This is a genomic window from Polynucleobacter sp. SHI8, from assembly GCF_027944005.1.
Lineage (GTDB): Bacteria > Pseudomonadota > Gammaproteobacteria > Burkholderiales > Burkholderiaceae > Polynucleobacter.
Window position 1 is genome coordinate 2,252,756 of the sequence record NZ_AP027204.1, and the last position, 24,891, is coordinate 2,277,646.

The 24,891-nt window shown below is 38.5% G+C and carries 27 protein-coding genes and 1 tRNA gene; 18 read left to right on the top strand and 10 right to left on the bottom strand.

The window, feature by feature from the left end; all coding sequences use genetic code 11:
• Positions 1-3 precede the first annotated feature (3 nt).
• From QMN06_RS11250 to rapZ, 8 genes are all read left to right on the top strand, one after another.
• Positions 4-570 (top strand): HAD hydrolase family protein, encoded by a 567-nt coding sequence (locus tag QMN06_RS11250; RefSeq protein ID WP_281971780.1) that lies wholly within the window; start codon positions 4-6, stop codon positions 568-570.
• Positions 570-1,223: an LPS export ABC transporter periplasmic protein LptC gene (gene lptC, locus QMN06_RS11255; RefSeq protein WP_281970210.1), complete on the top strand. Its 654-nt coding sequence runs from the start codon at positions 570-572 to the stop codon at positions 1,221-1,223. Before QMN06_RS11250 ends, lptC begins: the two co-directional genes overlap by 1 nt.
• A gap of 2 nt (positions 1,224-1,225) precedes the next feature.
• Positions 1,226-1,789, top strand: a complete 564-nt coding sequence (gene lptA, locus QMN06_RS11260; RefSeq protein ID WP_281970211.1) for a lipopolysaccharide transport periplasmic protein LptA — start codon at positions 1,226-1,228, stop codon at positions 1,787-1,789.
• The gene (lptB, locus tag QMN06_RS11265) at positions 1,786-2,547 is read left to right on the top strand and encodes an LPS export ABC transporter ATP-binding protein (protein ID WP_281970212.1); all 762 of its coding nucleotides are present in this window, start codon (positions 1,786-1,788) and stop codon (positions 2,545-2,547) included. The genes lptA and lptB overlap by 4 nt, the downstream gene beginning before the upstream one ends.
• Before the next feature lie 129 nt (positions 2,548-2,676).
• Entirely contained in the window at positions 2,677-3,033 is a 357-nt protein-coding gene (gene raiA / locus QMN06_RS11270; protein ID WP_281970213.1) for a ribosome-associated translation inhibitor RaiA, read from the top strand.
• Between the two features lie 7 nt (positions 3,034-3,040).
• Positions 3,041-3,496 carry a PTS sugar transporter subunit IIA gene (locus QMN06_RS11275; protein ID WP_281970214.1) on the top strand — a complete coding sequence of 152 codons (456 nt, stop codon included), beginning with the start codon at positions 3,041-3,043 and terminating at the stop codon, positions 3,494-3,496.
• A 14-nt stretch (positions 3,497-3,510) separates the two neighbouring features.
• On the top strand, positions 3,511-4,473 hold the full coding sequence (hprK, locus tag QMN06_RS11280; protein WP_281971781.1) for an HPr(Ser) kinase/phosphatase: 963 nt from the start codon (positions 3,511-3,513) through the stop codon (positions 4,471-4,473).
• Positions 4,473-5,375 (top strand): RNase adapter RapZ, encoded by a 903-nt coding sequence (rapZ, locus tag QMN06_RS11285; RefSeq protein ID WP_281970215.1) that lies wholly within the window; start codon positions 4,473-4,475, stop codon positions 5,373-5,375. The genes hprK and rapZ overlap by 1 nt, the downstream gene beginning before the upstream one ends.
• Here the strand turns inward: rapZ and mutY are convergent.
• Both mutY and mutM read right to left on the bottom strand, forming a co-directional pair.
• Complete coding sequence (gene mutY, locus QMN06_RS11290) at positions 5,360-6,445, bottom strand: A/G-specific adenine glycosylase (RefSeq protein WP_281971782.1); 1,086 nt, start codon at positions 6,443-6,445, stop codon at positions 5,360-5,362. The two genes, rapZ and mutY, sit on opposite strands and share 16 nt — an antisense overlap.
• Positions 6,442-7,275, bottom strand: a complete 834-nt coding sequence (gene mutM, locus QMN06_RS11295) for a bifunctional DNA-formamidopyrimidine glycosylase/DNA-(apurinic or apyrimidinic site) lyase (RefSeq protein ID WP_281970216.1) — start codon at positions 7,273-7,275, stop codon at positions 6,442-6,444. The genes mutY and mutM overlap by 4 nt, the downstream gene beginning before the upstream one ends.
• 100 nt (positions 7,276-7,375) lie before the next feature.
• Here mutM and QMN06_RS11300 point away from each other — a divergent pair, with 100 nt between their 5' ends.
• The 6 genes from QMN06_RS11300 to pth all read left to right on the top strand — a co-directional run bounded on the left by QMN06_RS11300 (position 7,376) and on the right by pth (position 12,237).
• Positions 7,376-8,812, top strand: a complete 1,437-nt coding sequence (locus tag QMN06_RS11300) for a lipoprotein insertase outer membrane protein LolB (protein ID WP_281970217.1) — start codon at positions 7,376-7,378, stop codon at positions 8,810-8,812.
• Positions 8,813-8,816: 4 nt separating this feature from the next.
• Complete coding sequence (gene ispE / locus QMN06_RS11305) at positions 8,817-9,716, top strand: 4-(cytidine 5'-diphospho)-2-C-methyl-D-erythritol kinase (RefSeq protein WP_281970218.1); 900 nt, start codon at positions 8,817-8,819, stop codon at positions 9,714-9,716.
• Positions 9,694-9,770, top strand: a tRNA-Gln gene (locus QMN06_RS11310). Before ispE ends, QMN06_RS11310 begins: the two co-directional genes overlap by 23 nt.
• Before the next feature lie 72 nt (positions 9,771-9,842).
• The gene (locus QMN06_RS11315) at positions 9,843-10,802 is read left to right on the top strand and encodes a ribose-phosphate pyrophosphokinase (RefSeq protein WP_281970219.1); all 960 of its coding nucleotides are present in this window, start codon (positions 9,843-9,845) and stop codon (positions 10,800-10,802) included.
• 105 nt (positions 10,803-10,907) lie between these two features.
• Positions 10,908-11,558 (top strand): 50S ribosomal protein L25/general stress protein Ctc, encoded by a 651-nt coding sequence (locus QMN06_RS11320; protein WP_281970220.1) that lies wholly within the window; start codon positions 10,908-10,910, stop codon positions 11,556-11,558.
• A gap of 88 nt (positions 11,559-11,646) precedes the next feature.
• Complete coding sequence (gene pth / locus QMN06_RS11325; RefSeq protein WP_281970221.1) at positions 11,647-12,237, top strand: aminoacyl-tRNA hydrolase; 591 nt, start codon at positions 11,647-11,649, stop codon at positions 12,235-12,237.
• Positions 12,238-12,283: 46 nt separating this feature from the next.
• Here the strand turns inward: pth and QMN06_RS11330 are convergent, their stop codons facing one another.
• Genes QMN06_RS11330 through QMN06_RS11350 form a run of 5 tightly spaced genes read right to left on the bottom strand, consistent with a single transcriptional unit; the run spans position 12,284 to position 16,340 of the window.
• Positions 12,284-12,532 (bottom strand): YfhL family 4Fe-4S dicluster ferredoxin, encoded by a 249-nt coding sequence (locus QMN06_RS11330; protein ID WP_281970222.1) that lies wholly within the window; start codon positions 12,530-12,532, stop codon positions 12,284-12,286.
• 3 nt (positions 12,533-12,535) lie between these two features.
• Complete coding sequence (gene coaD, locus QMN06_RS11335; RefSeq protein WP_281970223.1) at positions 12,536-13,024, bottom strand: pantetheine-phosphate adenylyltransferase; 489 nt, start codon at positions 13,022-13,024, stop codon at positions 12,536-12,538.
• A gap of 27 nt (positions 13,025-13,051) precedes the next feature.
• The gene (rsmD, locus tag QMN06_RS11340; protein WP_281970224.1) at positions 13,052-13,657 is read right to left on the bottom strand and encodes a 16S rRNA (guanine(966)-N(2))-methyltransferase RsmD; all 606 of its coding nucleotides are present in this window, start codon (positions 13,655-13,657) and stop codon (positions 13,052-13,054) included.
• Positions 13,654-14,994, bottom strand: a complete 1,341-nt coding sequence (locus QMN06_RS11345) for a pitrilysin family protein (protein ID WP_281970225.1) — start codon at positions 14,992-14,994, stop codon at positions 13,654-13,656. The genes rsmD and QMN06_RS11345 overlap by 4 nt, the downstream gene beginning before the upstream one ends.
• Positions 14,995-15,005: 11 nt before the next feature.
• Positions 15,006-16,340, bottom strand: a complete 1,335-nt coding sequence (locus QMN06_RS11350) for a pitrilysin family protein (RefSeq protein ID WP_281970226.1) — start codon at positions 16,338-16,340, stop codon at positions 15,006-15,008.
• Positions 16,341-16,462: 122 nt separating this feature from the next.
• Here QMN06_RS11350 and ftsY point away from each other — a divergent pair, with 122 nt between their 5' ends.
• The 4 genes from ftsY to rpoH all read left to right on the top strand — a co-directional run bounded on the left by ftsY (position 16,463) and on the right by rpoH (position 22,315).
• A complete protein-coding gene (gene ftsY, locus QMN06_RS11355; RefSeq protein WP_281970227.1) occupies positions 16,463-17,362 on the top strand; it encodes a signal recognition particle-docking protein FtsY in 900 nt (299 codons plus the stop codon).
• Positions 17,363-17,592: 230 nt separating this feature from the next.
• Positions 17,593-18,897, top strand: a complete 1,305-nt coding sequence (locus QMN06_RS11360; RefSeq protein ID WP_281970228.1) for an AAA family ATPase — start codon at positions 17,593-17,595, stop codon at positions 18,895-18,897.
• 544 nt (positions 18,898-19,441) lie between these two features.
• Complete coding sequence (locus tag QMN06_RS11365) at positions 19,442-21,250, top strand: response regulator (protein WP_281970229.1); 1,809 nt, start codon at positions 19,442-19,444, stop codon at positions 21,248-21,250.
• A 213-nt stretch (positions 21,251-21,463) separates the two neighbouring features.
• Complete coding sequence (gene rpoH / locus QMN06_RS11370; protein WP_281971783.1) at positions 21,464-22,315, top strand: RNA polymerase sigma factor RpoH; 852 nt, start codon at positions 21,464-21,466, stop codon at positions 22,313-22,315.
• Here the strand turns inward: rpoH and QMN06_RS11375 are convergent.
• The 3 genes from QMN06_RS11375 to QMN06_RS11385 are packed head-to-tail and all read right to left on the bottom strand — an operon-like array spanning position 22,312 to position 24,888.
• Positions 22,312-22,914 carry an SCO family protein gene (locus QMN06_RS11375; RefSeq protein WP_281970230.1) on the bottom strand — a complete coding sequence of 201 codons (603 nt, stop codon included), beginning with the start codon at positions 22,912-22,914 and terminating at the stop codon, positions 22,312-22,314. The genes rpoH and QMN06_RS11375 overlap by 4 nt on opposite strands.
• Positions 22,907-23,785, bottom strand: coding sequence for a heme o synthase (gene cyoE, locus QMN06_RS11380; RefSeq protein WP_281970231.1), 879 nt, complete (start codon positions 23,783-23,785; stop codon positions 22,907-22,909). Before cyoE ends, QMN06_RS11375 begins: the two co-directional genes overlap by 8 nt.
• Positions 23,782-24,888, bottom strand: a complete 1,107-nt coding sequence (locus QMN06_RS11385) for a COX15/CtaA family protein (protein WP_281970232.1) — start codon at positions 24,886-24,888, stop codon at positions 23,782-23,784. Before QMN06_RS11385 ends, cyoE begins: the two co-directional genes overlap by 4 nt.
• Between the last annotated feature and the right edge of the window lie 3 nt (positions 24,889-24,891).

Genomic DNA, 24,891 nt, shown 5'->3' on the forward strand with positions numbered 1-24,891 from the left:
TATATTTTGAATCCAACTCTCAACACGAACCTATACTCTAATTATCCTCAAGCACTAGAACGCGCTCAGGATATTCAGTTACTCATTTTAGATGTCGATGGTGTTTTAACTGATGGCTCTTTATTTATCAGTCCTGATGGTGTTGAACATCTAAAGGTATTTGATAGCTTAGATGGTCATGGTTTGAAATTGTTGATCTCTAAAGGCATTCGAGTTGCAATCATTACTGGTAGAAATTCCCCTATGGTAAAGATGCGCGCCCAAGCTCTCGGGATTGAACACGTGTTCATGGGAGTTGATGATAAAAAATCTACTTTCATCAATTTACTTGCGCAACTCAAATTGCAAGCATCTAATTGTGCCGCAATGGGTGACGATTGGCCTGACTTGGCAGTTTTAACTCAAGTTCGATTTGCTGCTGCTCCTGCCAATGCCCATCAAGAAGTTCAAACTATATCTCACTACGTATGCTCTAAACGTGGTGGTAGTGGCGCTGTGCGCGAAATTTGCGATTTAATTCTGATGGCGCAAAATCATTACCAAGACTTATTGGCTGACGCTAAAAAATAATGGCTATACGAGCACTTCCTAATATTGGCGGGCTTCTTTATGAGATGGGCTTAAAACTCATTCCATTAATCATCATGGGCTTGCTTACTCTAGCCTCATTTTGGTTTCTGAAGAAAAATATTGTGGATGAGCCAGTTCAACCCTCGCGCATTAAAAATCATACCCCTGACTATGTTTTTACAAATGCTAGATTAACTGTTCTTAATCCTGATGGCACAACTAAATATCGCCTTTTAGGAAAAGAATTCAAACATTATGAAGATGATGCATCAATTGATATTGCTCAACCGAGATTGCGCCTTTTTGACCCAAAGACCCCCCCTCTAACTGTTACTGCTAACACTGCACATGTCACAGGTGATTTAGATATTATTGAATTATTTATCAATGCAGATATTAGTCGCCCTGCTCAATTAAATTCGTCCGGAAAAGTGATCAATCCATTACTTCATTTACAGTCAAATTATCTGAAGTTTTTTATCAATGATGACAAAATGAAAACTCATTTGCCTGTAAGAATACAACGCGGTGAGTCAGTGATGACGGCTAGTCAGGGAGCAACATACGACAATGTCAATCAAGCCGTCTCAATGTTTGGTAACGTTCAAGGCACAATTGCCCCTAGCGATACTTCTAAAAAAGTTTCTCCCTGAACATGACAATCTCCTATCGCTCTTTACTGCCTATATTGTGTTTACTACTCATCGCTTTTTTTCAACCATCGGCTTTTGCACTTAAAACAGATAAAAATCAGGCGACTAAATTATCTTCAGATAAGGCTGATTTTAATGATGTCACACAAGAGTATATTTTGACTGGAAATGTCGTGATTATCAAAGGCAGCATCATCATTAAAGGCGCAAAAGCTGTTGTCATTGTTGACCCTGATGGATATCAACAAATTACAGTAAGAGGTAATGCTAATCAATTAGCCTCATTTACCCAGCAACTCGATAAACCAGAACCTGAATTTATTGACGGGGAAGGGGATTTAATTTTTTATGAAGCCAAAAATGACCAACTTCTTTTGTCTGGTCAAGCTTATACTAATCGAAGAAAAGGCCTTCAATCGATGGATAAGCTAGTGGCAGACAAAATTAATTATGATTTATATACCGAAGAATATAGTGCCGTCAGTAAAGAGTTAAATAAACCAACGCGAACCGTGCTAGCTCCTAGACAAAACCCAAAAATTGAATTGCAAAACACAAAAAAATGAGCCTTGATCAACAAAACCAATCTTCCTTAATTGCCGTAGGATTACAAAAAACGTATGGTAAAAGAACAGTCGTTCGTGATGTCGGATTAGAGGTCAAAACTGGTGAAATTGTAGGACTTTTAGGTCCTAATGGAGCTGGAAAAACGACTTCCTTCTATATGATCGTAGGCTTAGTACCTGCCGATAAAGGCACAATATCTTTAGATAATAAAATTATCAGTGGCTTGCCAATACATGAAAGGTCTTTGAGGGGCCTTTCATATTTACCTCAAGAAGTCTCTATTTTTCGCAAATTAACCGTCGCTGAAAATATACAAGCGGTTTTAGAACTACAAACTGCAGCAAATGGTAAAAGGCTCACCAAAAGTGCCATGAATGCCAAGCTAAATGAATTGCTTGATGAATTACAAATACCTCACCTCCGAGATAACCAGGCACTATCCTTGTCAGGCGGGGAAAGAAGAAGGGTTGAAATTGCCCGCGCTTTAGCTACCAATCCTAAATTTATCCTCTTAGATGAACCATTTGCAGGGGTAGACCCCATTGCCGTTGGGGAAATTCAGAGGATTATTCGATTTTTAAAAGAGCGCAATATCGGCGTTCTCATTACTGATCATAATGTGAGAGAAACTCTTGGTATTTGTGACCATGCTTATATTATTAGTGAGGGCACTGTTTTAGCACAGGGCCTCCCAAGTGAAATCATCGAGAACGAAAGCGTCAGACGAGTTTATCTCGGTGAAAATTTCCGAATGTAAATAAATTTTATTCAGTACTTGGCTTTTTGGGCAAGGACTGATAACCTGTAATTGTAGTGAAATGGTAGGTAGGTCGTAGTTGAATTGCTTTTGTCAATTTTATTAACCGTCACGCTTATTGGGGAATGTATGAAAGTCATAATTCACAGCCATCACGTTGCAGTAAGTCCCAGCATAAAAGATCACTTGGAAGAAAAATTAACTGTCATTAAGAAGCATTTTGATCAAATCATTCAAATCAACGCAGTTCTTGGAGTTGAAAAAGCACATGAAAAAGAACTGCGCCAATCTGCAGAGCTTACACTTCATGTCAAGGGAAAGGACCTTTTTGCCATATCCCATCATGAAAATCTTTATCAAGCAATTGATTTAGCCGTTGCTAAATTAGATAAACAAATTATTAAAGTTAAAGAAAAAGTCAAAAACCACCACCATCCTGTTGCAATGAAGCATATTTCAGCGGATAGTGCCGTGTTGAATCTATAATAGGCGCATGAGCGAACTCGCAGAGATACTACCTACTAACCAAATTTATCTTGATGTCGAAGTAAATGACGTCAATGGTTTATTTTCTCTAGCGAGTTCTCAATTTGCTGCTGTTACAGAGCTCCCTGAGAAATTAATTTATGAATGCTTACAAGCACGAGAATCTCTTGGTTCTACGGGTCTTGGAGTAGGTGTAGCAATTCCTCACGGTCGAGTTAAAGGCCTCAAGGAAGCTCATGCTAGTTTTTATAGGCTCTCGAAAGGGATTGACTTTAAAACATCTGACCAAATCGCAGTTGATATTGTCATTTTCTTATTAGTTCCTGAAGCAGCTACTCAAAAACATCTCGAACTATTATCAGAAATTGCCCAAATCTTAGCCGATAAATCAAAGCGTTCTTTGTTGCGTGAAATGACATCTGTAAACAATCTTCTTTCTGAAATGACCAATAGGACACATTAAAAATGATTCAGCAACTGTCACTTATTGGGATCAGTGCACAACATATTTTTGATGAAAATTTTGAAGATTTAAAATTACACTGGGTTACCGGTCAGGAAGGTGCTGATCGTTGCTTTGACCCAGGTATTGTAAAAGAGGCTTCTTCATCTTCAGACTTAGTAGGCCATTTGAACTTGATTCACCCCAGTCGATTGCAGGTTTGTGGTCAGCCTGAAATACAGTACCTAGAGCGTCTGCATAAAGCACAATTGCGTCATCAATTAGTTGATTTAATTAATATGCGGCCCCCGTGTCTGATTGTGGCAGATGGAGAAGAGGCAACTGAGGATCTCAAACTTTTTTGCCAGCGATCTTCTACTCCCCTATTTTCTACAACTCTAGCAGCTTCTGAGGTCATTGATCACTTACGACTTTACCTGACTAAATTAGGCGCTCCAAAAATCACAATGCATGGTGTTTTTATGGATATTTTGGGTCTCGGTGTCCTACTAACTGGTGATTCTGGTTTAGGTAAAAGCGAATTAGGGCTAGAGCTGATCTCAAGGGGACATGGTCTTGTCGCTGATGATGCAGTTGATTTTGCTAGATTAGGGCCTGATTATGTCGAAGGCCGATGCCCTAGTATTTTAAGAGACCTTCTTGAAGTCAGGGGTTTAGGTCTTTTAGATATTCGTACTATATTTGGTGAAACTGCTGTTAGAAGAAAACTTAAACTGCGATTAATCGTACAACTAGTTCGGCGCAATGAAGGCGAGTTTGAACGCTTGCCTCTAGAATCTCAATTTATAGAGGTTCTGGGTTTACCCATTCGTACTGTAAAAATACAAGTTGCTGCTGGTCGAAATCTTGCAGTTCTCGTTGAAGCCGCAGTTCGTAACACCATTCTTCAATTACGAGGCATCAATACGCTTGATGATTTTGTGTCTCGTCAACGAGAAATGATGCATTTAGAATCGGGATCAAAAGGTTCGAAATAATGCACATATATATTATTTCAGGAACCTCAGGGTCAGGTAAATCTGTTGTTATTCGCGCTTTAGAGGACGCAGGTTTTAATTGCATTGATAACTTACCTGTCAATCTTCTTGAAAATTTAATACAAGGCCTAGATCCAATAAACAATAATTTAGTTGCGGTTGCTATTGATGGCAGACAAGGTGACTCGATTCATAATTTACCGTCCATCATCGCTAAGTTAAAAGCAAATTATGAGATAACCGTTTTATTTTTAGATGCCTCAACAACAACTTTAGTCAATCGCTTCTCAGAAACCAGAAGGCGACACCCCTTATCGATAAAAGCCAATAATCAATCTGAATACTCCTTAATTGAATCCATTAATTTCGAGCGCGAATTACTATCGAGCATTAATAACATTGGGCATCATATTGATACAACTAATTTATCCTCAAATACTCTTAGAAACTGGGTAAAGGATTTAGTGCAAGAAAATGTTCAAGGTCTTACACTCTTGTTTGAATCTTTTGGTTATAAGCATGGGATCCCTCAGGATATTGATCTTATTTTTGATATGCGCTGCATTCCAAATCCTTACTATGAAAATGCACTTCGCCATTTAACTGGCAATGATGATCCAGTAAAAGAATTTCTTAATATACAGGCAGAATTTAAAGATCTAAAAAAAGATATTTATGACTTCCTTTGTCGTTGGATACCTAAATATCAAATTGATGGTCGTAGCTATTTAACGATTGGCATTGGCTGTACAGGAGGTCAACACCGATCTGTGGCAATGGTGAATGACCTTCATCAAGCATGTTTAAAAAGCTCAGAAAAAATGTTTCAATCGATGACGATTCTGAAGCGACATCGTGAATTGAATCGACATTCACAAGTGGTATCTCAAGAGCACAAATAGTCATTAACCCATTGTCTGATGGGTGTTGGTAGTCCTAAATGTTCACAATCAGAAATGTTTACCCACTGATATTGATTTAAATTTAAATCAAATTTTTCATTTAATTCAATAATTCGAATTTGAAAATATAAAGTACGATGCGTAAAAACATGCTTTCGAGGGGCTAATAATTTTGCGGTTTTATAAGGAAGCTTTAGCAAATCACTTGGCAATCCTAAAAAATCCTGAATAGATAGTTGCAAAGGCTCTGACGGTGTTTGCATCACTTCAACCCAACTAGACTCTGGTAGGCTCCACAACCCTCCCCATATACCTTTCGCGGGTCTTAATTCAAATAAAACCTGATGATTTGCCAAAATAAAAAGCATCTCTGATTGCACCATTTTATTTTTGACTTTTTTGACTTGAAGTGGGATCAGGCTTACTTTAGATTGTGTAAACGCCTGACATGAAGATTGAAAAACACAATTCGAGCATTTAGGATTTTTAGGAGTGCAAACGGTTGCCCCAAAATCCATCAAGGCTTGAGTATATGCGGGCATATCTTTGGCATTTTGTGGCACGAATGTTTGTGCTTTTTTCCATAAATCTTGATGTACTGTTGCATTCTTGACATCACCCTCAACACCTAAAAATCTTGCAAGAAGTCTTTTTACATTAGCGTCTAAGATGCTGATACGCTCATCAAAACAAAATGAGGCGATTGCTGCAGCGGTAGACATTCCGATACCTGGTAGAGTGGCTAAGAGCGCTGAAGACTCGGGAAACCGCCCGGAAAATTGCTCCTCGATCGTCTTGGCACAGGCGTGGAGATTTCTAGCTCTTGTATAGTACCCAAGGCCAGCCCAGAGGGCCATCACTTGATCCTGAGATGCCAGCGCAAGATCATGTACCGTGGGGAAGACTTGTATGAACTCTATGTATCGTTCTTTAACTGTTGCAACCTGAGTTTGTTGCAACATAATTTCTGACAACCACACTTTATATGGATCTTTTTGATTTTGCCAAGGGAGTCCTTTTCTGCCGTGGAACTTGCTCCATTGCAAAAGTGTTGAAGAAAAATCGTTCACTTTTGACAAACAGGACAAAAATATGTTGATCGTTGGCCTTGGACAATTTGTTTGATCGAAGTTTGACAAGCATTACATGGCATTCCAGCACGATCATACACATTGGTTAAAACCATAAAGTGTCCTGGCTCACCATCACTGTGTACAAAGTCTTTTAAACTACTGCCACCTGCCCTAATCGCTTTTTCAAGGATCAAGCGCACAGCTTGAGCCAATCTAGCATATCCTTGCTTAGAAATCTTGCCTGCGGCTTTTTTGGGATTTATTTTTGCCTCAAACAGACTCTCTGAACAGTAAATGTTGCCAACTCCTACGACAACCTGACCTGCTAAAAGATATTGCTTTACTGATATCGTTCTTCCACGAGATTTTTTATATAACAATTCTCCACCTAGCTCACCTGAAAATTCTGGTTCAAATGGCTCTACCCCTAATTTAGTTAATAAAGGGAAACTCTCCACTGGACCATCTTCTTTAGGATGCCAGTGTATCGAACCAAATTTTCTTGGGTCATGTAAGCGTAAAGCTAATTTTCCAAAATGAAACTCAACCCGATTATATTTTTTAGGAGCTTCTTCTACTTTGTGGATACGTAATACCCCAGTCATCCCTAAATGCAATAGCATCACCCCATGACTGAACTCAAATAATAAATATTTTCCACGCCGCCTAATATCTATACAAGGTTGACCTAAAAGTATTTTTTCCAAATGATGCGGGACTGGCCACCTCAAGCGACCATCATGAACAATTACTTTTGTAATTGTTTTTCCCTTAATTTGTGGCGAGATCCCTTGCCTAGTCACTTCAACTTCTGGTAATTCGGGCATATATTCAGTAGATTAATTCAGAGTTATATAGAATAGACAAATGCTTAAATACAATTTATATCAAATTAGACGAATTTTCACGCTATGTATCATTAGCATCATGCCATATTTTATGGTTGCCCATAGCATTGCACAGCCTCAAAGCTCTAGGAGTGAGGGTGAGCGTTATGCTAGTGAAATGTTTCAGTATTTAGTTTCTCAGGTTGCGTTACAAAGAGGTGATATCGCCCTGTCTTATCAAACGATGTTTAATCTCGCCAAAAATACACGAGATCCTCGAATTGCTCAAAGCGCTATGGAGATCGCTCTTGCCGCTCAATCACCAGATGCATCCCTAGAGTCAGCAAGGCTTTGGGATGAACTCACTCCGGATACTGATACAAACTCCAAAGAGGTTTTTCTCACACTTTTAATGTTCAACAATAAATGGAATGAAGCGGTTGAGCCAACAATCAAGTATTTAAAATCTCAAACTCCAGCTAAACGGGAGGATTTTTTAACTCAAATACTACCTATTATCGGTAAATCAAATAATCAAGATGTTTCGAACGTTGCCATAGCAAAGATTATTAACGCTCTTAAACCATTGCCAAAAAACACAAATATTTTGTTTATCTATGCTTTAGGTGAAGAGAAATTAGGTAACTTTTCGAATATGGAGAAAGTTTTACTTTCCATCATTCAACAAAAACCCGATGATGCTAGTGCTTTAAATGCGCTTGGTTACTCATATGCTGATAGAAATATTAATTTAACTGAAGCATTACGTTTAATTCTGAAAGCAAATTCATTATCACCAAATGATCCCTATATTCTTGATAGCCTAGGTTGGGTTTATTTTCGTCTTGGAAGAAATGATTTAGCTATTCAATACTTAACACAGTCTTTTAACCAGCTCGCTGAAGCTGAAGTTGGAGCTCATTTAGGTGAAGTGCTTTGGGTCAGCCAACAGCCTGAAGCTGCTGAAAAAGTTTGGCGTAAAGCAGAATCCATTAATGCCAGTCAAGTTACTTTAAGAGATACCCTTAGACGTCTTAGGCCAGACTGGTCTAGCGCAGAACTTTTTGATGAAGCCATATCTCGTCAATGGGATGGGCGATTTGCGGTTACCATCAATTCAAAACAAACCAAAAATGGTGGCAATGGGGCCTTTACATTGATTCACGAAAACCTAAATGATAATCTTGAAATTAGAGGTCCTTTAGGAGCATCTATTGCAAAAATTAATGTAACTCCCAGTCGCGCCACCTTAGAACAAAATGGTCGGACTATTTCAGAGATTGATGCAGACCAATTAGTGTTTCAAGCGACACAGTTACCCATCCCAGCAAGAGGACTTTCTGCTTGGCTTTCAGGTTTCTCAAGACCAGGCTCACCTGGGGCTGTTAAACGTAATGAGGCTGGTCAAGTGACGGAAATTACCCAAGATGGTTGGTTGCTTAAATATACTTGGGATACGAATAATAAATTGCAAAGACTTAATATGACTCGCTCCAACCAAGATGGTGATATCGAAGTCAGACTCATTATCGATTAATGGCATGTCTGAGTTTTTAAACATTTCAGCGCCTGCAAAATTAAATCTCTTTTTACATGTCACTGGAAGAAGAGATGATGGTTATCACCTTTTGCAAAGTGTTTTTCAACTCATTGATTTGTCAGATACCGTTCAATTACGTCCTAGAGAAGACTCTCTTATTAATCGTATTCGCCCTTTACCAAACGTACCTCCTGAGGATGATTTAGTTGTAAAAGCAGCACGTTTATTACAAGAAACTTTTCATTTAAAGTGTGGGGTTGATATCGCTTTAGATAAAAAAATCCCTATGGGTGCTGGTCTTGGAGGTGGATCTTCAGATGCTGCTAGTACCTTATTAGGGCTCAATCATCTTTGGAACTTAAATCTACCATTACAAGAATTAATGTCTTTAGGCGTGCGTTTAGGTGCGGATGTCCCTTTTTTTATTTATGGGAAAAATGCTTTCGTAGAGGGTATTGGGGATGTGTTACATGAAGTTTCCTTAAGAAAATCTACCTTTTTTGTCATTTATCCAGGGGTTTCAATAACAACAAAAAATATATTTTCAGCGCCTCATTTGACGCGAAATCGATCACAGATTACAATAACTGACTTTGAAGAGCGTTACGCTAGTCAAAAGAAGTTAGATAATGATTTACAAGCAGTGGCAACGCAAATGTATTCGGAAGTTTCGATGGCATTGAGCTTTTTGGAGCAGCAATTTCCAAATACTCATCCATTGATGACTGGTTCAGGAAGTTCAGTTTTTTGTGAAATTTCAGAATCTACATCGGTGGAAAAATGTTTATCATTACTACCACCTATGTGGCTAGGTTTTAAAGTTCATAGTCTTTTGCAGCACTCGGCTTATAATTTAGGATCTAAGGTCAACACACAAGAGGGGAGTCGCCAAGTTGGTTAAGGCACCGGATTTTGATTCCGGCATCCGAAGGTTCGAGTCCTTCCTCCTCTGCCACCTTTCTTTTATGTTCCAATTCCATCAATTCCCCCAAGCAAATCTTACTTTGCTCCCTCTATCGGAGAAATCATGAGTAATGAGTCAATGACAATTTTTACTGGTAATGCCAATCCCGTTTTAGCAAAGTCGGTTGCGGATTACCTTGGTCAAGAACTCGGAAAAGCTATGGTGGGAAGATTTTCAGATGGTGAAATTCAAGTAGAGATTCAAGAAAATGTACGAAGTAAGCACGTTGTCGTGTTACAACCCACCTGTGCACCTACCAATGACAATTTAATGGAATTGATGATTATGGTGGATGCTCTTAAACGTGCGTCTGCAGGCACAATAACCGCAGTGATTCCTTACTTCGGATATGCCAGACAAGATCGACGTCCTCGCTCTGCAAGGGTTGCCATCTCTGCCCGACTAGTTGCTAACATGTTGCAGTCAGTTGCTGGTGTAGGAAGAGTCTTAACGATGGACCTTCATGCTGATCAAATTCAAGGTTTTTTTGATATCCCAGTAGATAATATTTACGCCTCGCCAATCCTTTTGGCTGATCTTCAGCATAAAAATGATGGTGACCTACTCGTTGTATCCCCTGATATTGGAGGGGTTGTGAGAGCCCGTGCTTTGGCAAAACAATTAGGTTGTGACCTTGCCATTATTGATAAACGTCGTCCAAAAGCAAATGTTTCAGAAGTGATGCACGTCATTGGTGAAGTTGAAGGTCGTAAATGTGTCATTATGGATGACATGATTGACACTGGTGGCACGCTATGCAAAGCCGCTGAGGTTCTAAAGCAAAGGGGTGCCAAAAATGTCATGGCCTATTGTACGCACCCAGTCCTTTCTGGTAACGCTATTTCTCGTATTATGGAATCTGCTCTTGATGAGGTTGTGGTCACTGACACTATCCCTTTAAATGATGCTGCAAAATCTAGTCCTAAAATTAGAAGCTTATCGGTCGCCCCACTTCTTGGAGAAACCCTCCTCAGAATTAGTCGAGGAGATTCAGTTATTTCTATGTTTACGGAAACTGACTAGTCAAGCCCATTTAAAAAAGTTATAATGGAAGACTTTTCTGCTTGGTCGCGAGTAGAAAAGCACTAGCCCTAGTAGGGTTAGTAAACAAACCTTAAGGAGTCTTATATGAAAGTCGTCGCCTACGAACGTAGCGTACAGGGCACTGGTGCGAGCCGCCGCCTGCGCAACTCTGGAAAAACACCTGGCATCATTTATGGTGGAACAGAATTACCGCAAGCAGTGGAATTGGATCACAATGCTCTTTTCCATGCTTTAAAAAAAGAAGCCTTCCATTCATCTATCTTAGAGATTGAAGTGGCAGGTAAAGTGCAACAAGCTTTGTTGCGTGATTATCAGATGCATCCTTTTAAACCTTTAGTGCTTCATATTGATTTTCAGCGAATTGATGCTAAGCAAAAAGTTCACATGAAGGTTCCTCTTCACTTTAAAGGTGATGATATCTGCCCAGCAGTCAAAATCGGTGGCGGTGTGATTAATCATATTTCTAACGAACTTGAAATCATTTGTTTACCAACTGATTTGCCAGAGTTTATTGAAATTGACTTATCTAAAATGGAGCTTGATCAAGCAATCCACGCTAAAGATGTTGTCCTACCAAAAGGCGTTAGTTTAAGCTTGCATGTTGAGCAAGAAAATCCAGCTGTGGTAGTGGCTAGGGAACCAAAAGTTAAAGCAGAACCTGAAGCAACTGGAGCTCCTGAAGCTCCTGCAGCTCCAACTGCCACAAAACTGAAGGACAAAGAAGGTAAGGAGTAATTGCCCTCTGGATTAAAAACCCGCCATGCATTTATGGCGGGTTTTTTATTTTATAAACCCACAATAAAATTTCGTTTAAAGTTATTGCATGATTCAATTAATTGTTGGCCTCGGCAACCCTGGTGATGAGCATGTTTCAGACAGGCATAATGCTGGTTTTTGGCTATGCGATCAATTAGGATCAAAGTTCTCCACTTCTTTTGCAAATGAAAAAACTCTTAAAGGACAAGTTGCCAAAGTACAAAATGGCTCTTTAAAACTATTTCTTTTAAAACCTCAAACCTTCATGAATTTAAGTGGTGAATCCGTTGGGCAACTCGCTAAGTTTTATCAAATACCCCCTAAGCAAATTTTAGTATTACACGATGAACTTGATTTACCCGCGGGTGTAACACGGCTAAAATTTGGTGGTGGTACGGGGGGGCATAATGGTCTTAAAAGCATTTCAGCTCATCTTGGAACGCCTGATTATTGGCGCTTAAGAATTGGTATTGGTCATCCGCGAGATTTAGCTCCGGCAGGAAGTCCACATCAAGAGGTCGCAAGTTTTGTTCTTAAAAAACCTTCTCAAAATGAGCTCAAACTCATTGAAAAAACGTTTGAAAAAACTCTGCAAGTCTTACCTTTTATATTATCTGACGATCCCAGTTCTGCAATGAAAGACTTACATACTCATTGACCTCCTCCCCACCTAAAGTAAGGGGATTTTCGGGGTGTTTGATGAGTTACTTATTTTGTAATTGTCGATATTTTTCTAGTAATTGCGATTTATCTTCTAAAAACTCAGGGTTAAAAGGAATACAAGCAATCGGGCATACGATTTGGCATTGCGGTTTGTCGTAATGACCTACGCATTCAGTACATTTATGTGGGTCAATCTCATAGATTTCAAGCCCCATACTGATAGCATCATTTGGGCACTCTGGCTCACAAACATCGCAATTAATGCAATCATCCGTAATCATTAATGCCATAGATTACTCATTGCCTAGGTTATTTTTCTTTTTCAACCAAGCCTCAACCGAAGGAAATACAAATTTACTAACATCACCGCCTAAAAGTGCAATTTCGCGCACGAATGTTCCTGAAATAAATTGGTATTGGTCAGAAGGAGTTAAAAATAATGTTTCAACATCAGGTACCAAGTAGCGGTTCATGCCTGCCATTTGAAATTCATATTCGAAGTCTGAAACAGCACGTAACCCACGCAAAATTACTCTTGCATTATTTTTACGTACAAAATCTTTAAGTAATCCACTAAAACCTTCAATCCGAACATTTGGATAGTGGCCTAATACTTCTTGCGCAATTTGTATTCTTTCTTCTAAATTAAATATAGGCTTTTTATTTTTGCTATCAGCAATCCCAACTACAAGCTCTTCAAAAATGGAGGACCCTCTTCTGACTAAGTCTTCGTGACCTCTTGTAAATGGGTCAAAAGTGCCCGGATATACCGCTATCGCCATAATGCTGCTCCTCTAATTGGTTTACGCTTAGACGTCTTTACTTAACCGCAAAATACTTGCTCTTACAGCGCCAGCTATTAGTTGCTTCTCCACTTTCCATCCAGCTAATTTTTGAAGAATACGATCAATATCTAACTTTGAACTCGATTCTACATAAATAATTGGCGAGGTGTCCATTTTTGTCTTAGCGTTAATTAATAGCAAAGCCTCTTCGAGAAGATTAATTTGCTCAAATGGTGGGTCAATAAATATAAGATCAGCATCAATTGAGTCTTGATTTTTCAACCATTGCAAGGCATCCATGGCAACTACCGTAATTATAGAATGAGGTGGATTAGGTTTTAATTTCTCTAAATTGTTTTGTAAAGCTCTAAAGACAACCGGATTTTTTTCTATTAATAGAGTTTCTTTGGCACCTCTAGAACAGGATTCCATCCCTAGAATTCCAGTGCCCGCAAATAAATCAATTACTTTCGCTTGATTTAAGTAGGGGTTTAACCAATTAAATACGGTTTCTCTAACGCGGTCCGTTGATGGCCTTAAACCAATGACATCCACAATATCTACTTGGCGACTACGCCAAAATCCCGCGATAATTCTGACTCGATGTTGCGTCAATGAACTTTTTCTCATTGGCCTCCGACAACTACCGTAACCATTTTATTCATATCTAAATTTTTCTGAAATGCTTTATGAATATCGTCTTTTGTAACTTTTTTAACCTCATTGGTCCACTCATCAAGTGTATTCAAGGGCAAATCATACCAAGCTATAGCAGATAAGTTATCTAATAATTTACTATTACTATCAATTCTTAAAGGGAACCCATTAATTAAATTACTTTTAGCTGCTTGAACTTCGTCGTCATTAGGTCCTTGATTCACAAATGTTTGAATCGTTTCTTTTAATAATTTAACGGACTCGTCAGATTGATCTTTTTTTGTTTGCATACCAGCCACAAAATATCCTGAATTTTTCGCAGGATAAAAATAGCTTGAAACACTATAAGCAAGTCCTCTTTTTTCTCTAATTTCATTCATCAGTCTTGAGACAAAGCCGCCTCCCCCCAATATGTAATTTCCAACTAATAAAGGGAAATAGTCTGGGTCTTTTCTTGAAGGGCTAGTACTGCCCATTTGTATATGAGCCTGTTGCGATGGATGAGCAATTTTTATTTCTCGTTGAGATACATCTTGACTTGGCAGGGGGGCCAATGGTGGAATGATTAATTTAGAAGCCCCCGTCTTTGGTAAGTTTTTCGTTAACTTGCTCCCAATTTCAATTGCTTGTTCACGACTCAAATCACCAATAATCATAATATTCATTTGATCAGCGCGATAATAAGTTTGATGAAATTTCTTCAAGTCATCTATAGATACTGCTTTTATCGAGTTGACACTTTGTTCATTGCCTAAAGGATTGTCGCGATAAATCATCTTCTTAAATTGCTTCGCCATAATATATTCAGGCTTTGTTTGGCTTTCTAAGAGGCCGCTAATTTCAATTGCCTTTTCTCTTTCTAAAATTTTCTTTGAAAATATCGGAAATGCCAACATATCACTTGCTTGAGAAATTAATGGGTTTAAAACCTCTGGTGTACTGAGCGTTTTAATACGTAATGATGACATCTCTTTGCCTGGTATGAAGGCAACCATCGAACCCAATTCAGAAATACTATCAGCAATAAAGGCTTCATTTTTTTCTACCCCATTAATTCTAGAACCTTTATTCATTAATAGAGATGTAAAGTTTGCAACCCCAATACGATCTTTTGGGTCATGTGCAAATCCGCCAGGAAAATCGATTCCAATATTTACCATCGGAATGGTTCTTGCCTCTACATAAAATAATTTTGCCCCAGTGGACAAATCAATTTTTTGGATGGGTAATGTTGCGCAAACATAAGTTTGAGTAAAAATACCTATCAAGCCAGTTAATAAGTACTTTAAATTCGTTTTATTCTTGAGCATATATATTTACCTTAATGTTTAATCGACGCTGCAGCTTTGTCATTGGCTAATTTTTTTTGGGGGTCAATCGGTTGTGGATCTAAAACCCCTACAGTTAAACGATCATCGATTAAATATTTTTTTGCTACCGCTTGAACTTGATCAGCTGTAACATCTCGAATTTTATCGGTTAATGCATCTATTTTGTTCCAAGGAATCCCCACAACTTCTAATGAACCAATTTCCATTGCTTGCCCAAAAACCGAATCTCTTTTATAGATTTGTGAAGCTGTTACTGCAATTTTGACCCGCTTTAATTCATCTGGCTTAATACCATTTTGAGCAATATCAGCAATGATTTTTTTCACTTCTGTCTCAAATGTCGCAGGAGTTTTTCCTTTGGCCAGAACGGTACTAATCATAAATAACTGCTCGCTTCTGCCAATGGCATCCGATCCTGCATTCACACCAGTACTAATATTTTTTTCTTTCACAAGTATGCGATTCAATCGTGTATTTTGATTGCCATCCAAGACACCTGCCAATACCTCTAATGCCCAAGGATCCACAACATCAATATTTGTATCTATCACTTTAGGGACTTTCCACCCCATCATCACCACTATATTTTCTGCCGGAGCTTTTAAACTAAAGCGCTTTACACCTTTTTGTTCTGGCTCTCCTTGCACTTTTCTATCATCTAATATTTGCTTGGGAACTTTGCCATAGGTACTCCTAGCCATTTCAAAGACTTGTTTAGGATCAACATCACCAACAACTACTAAAATAGCATTGCTTGGCGTATACCACTTTTTATACCAATTTTGAGCATCTAAATAGGTCATATTTTTTAAATCGTCCATCCATCCGATCACTGGATTTCTATTGGGTGCTGAGTTAAAGGCGGTTGCAATAAATTGCTCATACAACAATCCAGATGCTTGATCATCAGTTCTTAAACGTCGTTCCTCCATGACAACTTTTATTTCTTTTTTAAACTCTTCTTCGGAAAGTACTAAATTGTGCATTCTGTCGGCTTCTAAGCGCATCATTTCTGCAAGATAAGATTTTTCTATTTGCTGGAAATATGCGGTGTAATCATTACTAGTAAATGCATTTTCTCTACCACCAAGTGCTGCAACTTTTTTAGAAAACTCCCCGGGTCCTAGAGTTTTTGTGCCCTTAAACATCATGTGCTCAAGGACATGAGCCACCCCTGTTGTGCCCATGGTTTCATCTATTGATCCAGTGCGGTACCAAACCATATGAGCGACTGTTGGAGCTCGATGATCTTCCTTCACAATAACCTTTAAACCATTTTCTAAAGTGGTTTCGTGTGTAAATTCCTGTTTCTGCGCGTTGCTCAAATTTGGTATTAATACAATGAAAGCGCAGAAAAATATTTGTTTTAAATTTGTACAAAGTCTATTGGTCTTGTATTGATTCACTATGAATTACCTTTTTTAAATTTCATCTGTAAAATAATCTTATGTTTGGTTTACGCAAAACTTTATCATCCCTATTTAACCGCTCTAAGGTTGATGAAGAATTATTTGAATCTCTCGAAGAGTCATTGTTATTAGCTGATGTGGGCATTCATGCCACACAAGAACTAATGAACAAATTACGCTCCACTTCTAAAAAAGAAAAAATATCGGATCCTATTGAACTCAAAAAACAATTAGAAATTCTTATTGCAGAACTTCTCTATCCCTTAGAGTTTAATATTAATCCTTTAAATCAGCATACCCCTACTCACACCCCTGAAATCTGGCTCATTGTAGGTGTTAATGGCGCAGGTAAAACCACAACTATAGGCAAATTGTGCCACGCACTCCAAAATCAAAATAAAAAGGTCTTATTGGCGGCTGGAGATACGTTTCGAGCTGCCGCAAAGGAACAGTTAGGAGAATGGGGTAAGCGCAATGAGGTTGAAGTCATTACTCAATCTAGTGGAGATGCTGCCACAGTTGCTCATGATGCGATTGGTGCTGCACTTGCAAGACAAGCCGACATATTGATTATTGATACTGCAGGTCGACTTGCAACTCAATCGAATTTGATGGAAGAACTCAAAAAGGTCAAAAGGGTTATCCAAAAATTAATCCCTAGTGCTCCACACCAAACTCTTTTGGTATTAGATGGCAATACTGGCCAAAATGGCTTAACGCAGGTTAAAGCATTTCATGAAGCTTTACAACTATCTAGTTTGATTATCACAAAGGTTGATGGTACAGCTAAAGGGGGGGTTCTATGTGCAATCGCTCACTCTTTGCGTTCTACCCCAAATTTCCCTCAAATTATGGCTCTTGGAGTAGGAGAAAAAATGGAACAAATTCAGGCATTTTCAGCGCTTTTATTTGCACAAGAGTTGTTAAACAACGATTAAATAACGATACTGATTAGTCTTTTGAGCATCTCGTTAATGCAACAAAACTTCTTTTCGCGCATATAAAAGCAATAATAAACACTATTATGCGCATAAAAATGAATTAATTTACATTTTTATGCGCATAATAGTGTAAATAAAGTATAATTAGACCACAAAATGTGGCAGTAAAATTATATCGGTGCTGCTAATATTGCCATATTCCTGAGAGGACACCATTGAAACGATAATTGCTTGATAAGCTCATTAATTGGAAATCGCAGCCGCAACGTAAGCCATTGTTAATTTATGGGGCGCGTCAGACCGGAAAAACGTATCTACTGAAACAATTATTAGGGCAGGAATTTACTCACACGCTCCATCTCGATTTTCTGGAACGCCCTGATCTTGCCCAAGCATTTGCGGGATCACTAGAACCAAACGATATTCTGTCAAATATTGAATTACTTACAGGACAAGTTTTTAATCCCACTACCGATTTTTTAATACTCGACGAAATTGGTGAGTGCGAGCGTGCAATATCATCTTTAAAATATTTTGCAGAAAAAACTCCAGACTATTACATCGCTGCCAGTGGTTCTAATATAGGACTACTCAATTCTTTTCCCGTTGGCAAAGTCGAGCAATACAATTTGCGACCTCTGACATTTTATGAATTCCTACTCGCTTCAAATGAGCCTGCACTGATCAAAGCTTTCGAAACTCAAGTTAATAGCGCCACGGCGCACAGCATATTATTTGACAAACTAACCGATTACTATTTCACTGGCGGACTGCCTGAAGCAGTCGCAGCATGGTTTGCGAATCCAGACGCAAGCATACTCGAACGAATATCAAACGTTACACAGATTCATACAAACTTAGTTGAAGGGTACCGTCGCGATTTTGGAAAGTATTCTAACAAAGGCAACGCTCAATTAATTGAAGCCGTCTTCAATCAAATCCCTGCTCAGTTGTCTGCAGTCGTCGATGCGTCAGTCAACCGTTTCAAATTCAAAGGTGTCTATCAAAATAAATCACGCTATGGTGAATTTGAAACAGCGATCAATTGGTTATACAGATGTCGCCTCGCATTGAAGAACCACCCGATAGAAGGAATGCCTAGGACACCACTAGCTGCTTACCAAGAAGAAAACAAGGTTAAGCTCTTCCTGTTTGATGTCGGTCTACTCAACAATATGCTCGGTGTCGGCTATCGCGAAATCAAACAGCAAGCATTGGAATACAAAGGCTATATCGCTGAAAATTTCGTCCAACAAGAATTGGCCGCAATCGGCATAGAGCCTAGCTTTTCATGGAGTGATGCACGCGCAGAAATTGAATTCATTGTTACCAATGATCAAGGCCAAATTATTCCGATCGAAGTCAAAAGCGGTAAACGCACACGAGCAAAGTCGTTGCAATCATATATTGAAAAATGCCAACCACACAAAACAATTAAACTTACTGGAACGCAGGGGTCAACAGAGATTATGCAAACTCATATCGTGATGCCGCTTTACTATGCACAATATTTGCCAACTCGCTGGCAATGATGGTTCTAGGTTTTGGCACATTAACGTAATTCATCAAGATTTTCTATAGACTGCTAATACTCCAGCTTGACAGTGTTGTTTTAAACTACATGATGATTCATAGCATCCTCAACAGTTACAAGGTATATGACAAAAGTTCTAAGATAGGTGAATATCGTCAATCTGAAGATATTGATTGATCTTGAAACCAACTATCTGCATAAATCATAGGTTTATAAAAGTCTATTCAGGCAACTAGAAACTTATTCTTCACATATCTTAGAATTTTTAACCCTTGTCGTCAGATATCTTGGAACTTTTCAGTTTTTACTTTCTTCTAGTTAATAAGGGCTTGATTTCATCTTTATTTTCTAATCTCATTCTTATTTAAACGCACAAGAGTTTAATGTGAGAAAAACTCTGTATTGTTTATTACTATTAATCTGTATATAAAAGAACTAAGGGTTTATACTAACTAACTTATTTAAAAGATAGTTTCCCTTTAGTTATGAGATATGCAAATGAATTGTTCTTTTTAGTTTCAGCACTCACACTATGGGGATTGGTGTTTGCTTCTTCATCTTTAATTAAATTAGAAGAGAAAGGTAAGTCTGATGCCTATTGGTTTTGGGCGTTGGTGTTTTTAGCATCTGCATATTCTTTTTTTGCGATTGCATCTTCTACTTTTATAGTCCTCATTACTTTAGCTAATGCCTGTTTCGTTGCCAGTCACCTGTATTTTGCCTTTTATACAAGCTCATTACTTAACCCTGCAATTCGGAAATGGAGGTATTTACCTTTGCTCGGAATTTTGTTTTTTGGAATCGTGTTTGAGATACTGCGGCAAAATGGAACCTTTGTACAGCGCGTCAGTTTAGTTGTGGTTATGTCTATCCTTTGCATGATTTGGACATCTTTATCACTCATCTTATTTGGGGTGAAAAAGTCTAATCAACTGAAATTATTATTAATAAGTACCTTTGCAGAAATCATATTCGCTTCAGCTAGGTTAATTTTATTGTTTGTTGATCCTCCCGAACTCCACATCAACTTATACCAAGAACCATTTTTAAGTACTTTATTCAGATTGTGTTGGTTTTCTTTCCAATCTCTTTCGTATATCAACATCATTGGGTACTTTATTGAAAAGTCTAGTTTGGAAAGAGCTAATGTGGAAATAGTTAATAAGGCTAAGGGGCAATTTTTAGCAAATATATCGCATGAGATTCGGACACCCTTACATGGATTAATTGGATTGGTATCGATGGTATTAAAGTCTTCATTATCAGAAGAAGTCAGGAAGTCATTAGATAAAGTTCTGTATTCATCGAAAGCCTTATTAGTGATCTTAAATGACATTTTAGATTTTTCTAAAATTGAAGCTGGGGTAATTGAGATCAGAAATGAGCCATTCAAAATGAAGAGTTTATTAGACGATACGCATGATTTATTTTCAATACCGGCTGCCGAAAAAGGTATCGAATTAAGATTCGATATTGATCCAGCAACTCCCGAAGTAATGGTCGGTGATTTTTACAAATTGCGCCAGGTATTATTTAATTTGGTCGGGAACTCGATTAAATTTACTCATCAAGGTTATGTGGAAGTAAAAGTTCGGATAGATCAGATAGAAGCAGAGACAGTGCGATTGACAATGACGATCAAAGATACAGGTTTCGGTATCTCTGAGAAAGATCTCAAGGCCATTTTTGAGCCCTTTAATCAGTTAGATAACACAAATAGTCGTCAATATGATGGCGTTGGTTTAGGCTTGCCGATTACTCAGAGTATTTTATTAAAGATGGGGACTGAGCTCGTGATGAAAAGTCAACCGGGCGTTGGGACGGAGTCTACTTTTGCAATACGTTTAGGAATTAATCATGACGCCCCTAATCAACACTTCACCTTGCAGAGTACTAACCCAGTAACAGAAGTAAGTGTGCCGTATAAATCGTTAGCGGGTCTACATGTGTTGGTAGCAGAAGATAATCCGATTAATATTGAGGTGGTGCGTCATTATTTAAACTTTTTAAAGATTAAGTACCATATTGTGATGGACGGACAGCAATGCTTAGAAGCATTGAAGAACAACCGATATGATGGTGTGTTGATGGATATCCAAATGCCGAATTTAGATGGTATACAGGCAACGTATCGGATACGCTTGATCAAGGAGTTGAAAGATATACCGATTATTGGGTTAAGCGCTGGAGTTGCTAAGAGTGATCGAGAGAAGGGACTTCAAAGCGGCATGAATGATTTTCTAGTCAAGCCTTTTGATGTAGAAGAACTCGCCAAAACACTTATGAAGTATCTCTGCGTATACCAAAGTCCAACAAACTCAAACCCCAATCCCCAAAAGCCAATTAACTAATATTTTGTACTTCTGAAGAGTCCAAACATACATGACGCAAGTTCCAAGATGGATATATATCTTCACAAATATTTTATTTTATATATATTTTTCAACAACTTAAGCGCCTAAAATATTTTAGCACTCTGTCAAAATGAGTGCTAAAATATTTGTATGAGTAAATTAACTGTTCCAGCTACAACAGCCAAAATATCCAATGGGGTTATTCCGTTGATGCCTACCCTTCCACAGGGCGGGGTTGGGAATTTGGATGCTTACATTTCTGCAGTTAACCAAATGCCAATGTTAACTGCAGCGGAAGAGATTCAGCTAGCAAAAGATCTTTCTGAAAAAAATGACTTAGAGGCCGCTCGTAGACTTGTTCTGAGCCATCTTCGTGTAGTGGTTTCTGTTTCTCGTCAGTATTTAGGCTATGGATTACCGCACGCTGATCTGATTCAGGAGGGTAATATTGGTTTGATGAAGGCGGTGAAAAAGTTTGACTTGTCTCAAGGCACACGCTTAGTGTCTTATGCTATCTATTGGATTAAAGCTGAGATTCATGAGTTCATTCTTAAAAACTGGCGCCTAGTAAGAGTTGCAACGACTAAACCTCAACGTAAACTTTTTTTCAATTTAAGAAGTAATAAACCTCATTTAAATGCAATGTCAGATGACGAGATTAATGCATTGGCTAAAGCTTTAGATGTCAAAGCGGATGATGTTCGCCATATGGAAATTCGTTTAGGTGGGCATGATGTGCAACTAGAACCCGATCATGACGAGGACTCACCAAAAGAAATTGGTGCTTGGATGTCAGATTCTAGCCTTGAACCAACCGAGGTGCTTTCTCGGAAGGAAGCGCTAGAATTGGAAACCTCAGGACTTGACTCAGCATTGCATGTTTTAGATGAAAGAAGCGAGCGGATTATCAATGCCAGATGGCTGTCTGCCTCTTCAGGTAAAGCTCCTTTAACGCTTCATGAATTAGCTGCAGAGTTTAATATTTCAGCTGAGCGTGTTCGTCAAATTGAAACTGCCGCTCTCAAAAAAATGCGTGAACACCTGAACCAGGTAAAGAATTAATTCGCCCTTACGAGCTTTTTTAAATCATCAGCTAGGTTTTTTTCGCCTTGGTTATGTTTTACAAAAAGCCGTAATTGACCCTTTTTATCTATAACATAACTACCCGCAGTGTGGTCAATGGTGTAGTACTTCGGATCTTTACCTGATACCTTTTGATAAAAGATTTTATATCCTTTAACTACTTTTTCTAAGGCTTCAGGACTTTGTGGACGAAGACCTAAAAATCGAGCATCAAAGCTTGGAACGTACTTTTCTAATAACTCTAAAGTGTCTCTATCTGGGTCAAGCGTTATAAATGCCACTTGAACTTGATCTGCATCCTTTCCCAGAAGCTCCATGACTTTTTTCATCTCAAACATTGTTGAAGGACAAACATCTGGACATTGTGTATATCCAAAAAAAACCACCAAAACCTTTCCCTTAAAGTCTTCAAGATGTCTTACTTGTCCATGATGATCCTGTAATTCAAATACTGGTGAAAACGATGTAGAACCTGAAATATCTACATTGGTAAATTTTTCATGTTGTGAACAAGACACCAGCAGTGTCAATGCACCAAACAGGGCCAACAATAATTTGAATACTTTTAGCTTAAACATAATGATCAATCAATAAGGCCACAAATAATAATGACAAATACCAAATAGAGTATTTGAATGTTTTTTTGGCTAATGCATCTGAATAATGAAAATAAAGCTTTACAGAGTAAGCTAAAAATATTCCGCCAAGAATAATTGCACTGAGTAAATAAAGTAAACCACTCATGCCATAAACATAAGGCAAAATCGAAGCAGCAAACATAATTAAAGTATATAAAACAATGTGTAATAACGTATATTGTTCGCCATGGGTATTGGGCAACATAGGCAATTCGGAGTTTTGGTAATCCTCACGACGATATAGGGCAAGAGCCCAAAAATGAGGCGGTGTCCAAACAAAAATAATTAACACTAATAACCATGCCTCGGGAGGCACATCATTCGCTACAGCTGCCCATCCAAGGGCAGGAGGCATTGCTCCAGATAAACCACCAATCACGATATTTTGCGAAGTTGCTGGCTTTAAAAACCACGTATAAATAATGGCGTATCCAACAAAGGTCAAGATGGTTAACCACATCGTTAAAGGATTAGCAAAAACCCACAACATGATTGATCCAATCACACCTAAAACTGCAGATAGAATTAGGATTTCAGATGTGGTTGCCTCTCCTGTTGCGGATGCGCGCCAAGCAGTTCTTTTCATTTTGGCATCCACTTTTTGCTCAATTAAGCAGTTAACTGCAAATGCAGCACTCGCCAATAACAAAATTCCAAAAGAACCACCAATCAGTATTGGCCAAGGAACCATTCCGGGAGTAGCCAAAAACATTCCAATAATTGCACAAAAAACAGCCAATTGAGTTACTCGAGGTTTAGTCAAGGCATACAATTGGCGCCATTTTGTTTTCGGTAAAGTATGTTTAGTCATTTTGATAAAGACTTTTGGAAAGAGAGTAATAGTAACTTAGTTAAACCAATTATCAAAGCAGCAGCTCCACCAGTGTGGATTAATGCTGCAATCATCGGCCATTGAAAAATCACATTAGATAAGCCACTTAAAATTTGAGCACAAAGCACGAGTAAAACGAATCTACTCCAGTACTTTGCTTCCATTTGAAAATTTAAATTTCCTGCTGGTTTGATTTTTGCCAAGTAATACAAAAATGTCGCCACCGTTAGCGTTGTAATCATTGCTCCTAATCGGTGTGTCCAATGAATCGCAATTAAAGCCTCAATAGGTAAATACTCCCCTGAAGCAGTTTTACCAAGCTCTCTCCACCACGTGAATCCATTTAGGAAGTCCATTTGTGGAACCCACTCTTCATTACACATTGGAAAACCACTGCAAGCCAAGACAGCATAATTCGTACTAACCCATGCTCCTAATAGTATTTGACTAAAGACGATCAGAATCGCCAAGAGTGGTATTGCCTTGATATATTTCTGAGGTTTTAATATCTGATGCTTTTGTTGAGTTAGTCCAGATAACGCTGTGAGCCCCATGATGAAACATAAGGCAAGTATGAGGTGAATCGATACAATGAGCGGCTGAAGACGAAAAGTGACTGTAAAAGCACCAAAGGCGCCTTGCAAGCAAACCAGGAAAAAAAGTCCCAGGGAGAATAGGAAGATGCGATGGCCAAACTCTTTTCTTTTTAACCATGCCATTATCGTAAGGCTAAGTATCAAGAATCCTAATCCACTAGCAAAATAACGGTGTAACATTTCGATCCATGCCTTAGTTACGGTTACCGGCCCAAAAGGCATTTGTTGCTCTGCCTCTTGAATATGTTGCATGGCTAATAGTGGATTCGAGTGGCCATAACAACCCGGCCAATCTGGACACCCGAGTCCAGAGTCAGTCAATCGAGTGAATGCCCCAAAAAGAATTAAATCAAAGGTTAGAAAAATCAAAAGCCACACAAAACGGTGTAAGTTCTGCAAATTACCTTTATAAGCAGTTATAAGGAGCGGTATTGCTCCAACAAATAAAGCAATCAATCCAAGCTGAATTATTAACTTCCAGGTCATCAA

Coding starts and splice junctions, on each gene's coding strand:
- QMN06_RS11320 (WP_281970220.1), top strand. CDS start 10,908: ATGAAAGTCGTCGCCTACGAACGTAGCGTACAGGGCACTGGTGCGAGC.
- raiA (WP_281970213.1), top strand. CDS start 2,677: ATGAAAGTCATAATTCACAGCCATCACGTTGCAGTAAGTCCCAGCATA.
- QMN06_RS11385 (WP_281970232.1), bottom strand. CDS start 24,888: ATGACCTGGAAGTTAATAATTCAGCTTGGATTGATTGCTTTATTTGTT.
- lptC (WP_281970210.1), top strand. CDS start 570: ATGGCTATACGAGCACTTCCTAATATTGGCGGGCTTCTTTATGAGATG.
- rsmD (WP_281970224.1), bottom strand. CDS start 13,657: ATGAGAAAAAGTTCATTGACGCAACATCGAGTCAGAATTATCGCGGGA.
- lptA (WP_281970211.1), top strand. CDS start 1,226: ATGACAATCTCCTATCGCTCTTTACTGCCTATATTGTGTTTACTACTC.
- QMN06_RS11315 (WP_281970219.1), top strand. CDS start 9,843: ATGAGTAATGAGTCAATGACAATTTTTACTGGTAATGCCAATCCCGTT.
- QMN06_RS11275 (WP_281970214.1), top strand. CDS start 3,041: ATGAGCGAACTCGCAGAGATACTACCTACTAACCAAATTTATCTTGAT.
- mutM (WP_281970216.1), bottom strand. CDS start 7,275: ATGCCCGAATTACCAGAAGTTGAAGTGACTAGGCAAGGGATCTCGCCA.
- cyoE (WP_281970231.1), bottom strand. CDS start 23,785: ATGACTAAACATACTTTACCGAAAACAAAATGGCGCCAATTGTATGCC.
- rapZ (WP_281970215.1), top strand. CDS start 4,473: ATGCACATATATATTATTTCAGGAACCTCAGGGTCAGGTAAATCTGTT.
- QMN06_RS11375 (WP_281970230.1), bottom strand. CDS start 22,914: ATGTTTAAGCTAAAAGTATTCAAATTATTGTTGGCCCTGTTTGGTGCA.
- QMN06_RS11330 (WP_281970222.1), bottom strand. CDS start 12,532: ATGGCATTAATGATTACGGATGATTGCATTAATTGCGATGTTTGTGAG.
- rpoH (WP_281971783.1), top strand. CDS start 21,464: ATGCCTACCCTTCCACAGGGCGGGGTTGGGAATTTGGATGCTTACATT.
- lptB (WP_281970212.1), top strand. CDS start 1,786: ATGAGCCTTGATCAACAAAACCAATCTTCCTTAATTGCCGTAGGATTA.
- ftsY (WP_281970227.1), top strand. CDS start 16,463: ATGTTTGGTTTACGCAAAACTTTATCATCCCTATTTAACCGCTCTAAG.
- ispE (WP_281970218.1), top strand. CDS start 8,817: ATGTCTGAGTTTTTAAACATTTCAGCGCCTGCAAAATTAAATCTCTTT.
- coaD (WP_281970223.1), bottom strand. CDS start 13,024: ATGGCGATAGCGGTATATCCGGGCACTTTTGACCCATTTACAAGAGGT.
- pth (WP_281970221.1), top strand. CDS start 11,647: ATGATTCAATTAATTGTTGGCCTCGGCAACCCTGGTGATGAGCATGTT.
- QMN06_RS11300 (WP_281970217.1), top strand. CDS start 7,376: ATGCCATATTTTATGGTTGCCCATAGCATTGCACAGCCTCAAAGCTCT.
- QMN06_RS11345 (WP_281970225.1), bottom strand. CDS start 14,994: ATGCTCAAGAATAAAACGAATTTAAAGTACTTATTAACTGGCTTGATA.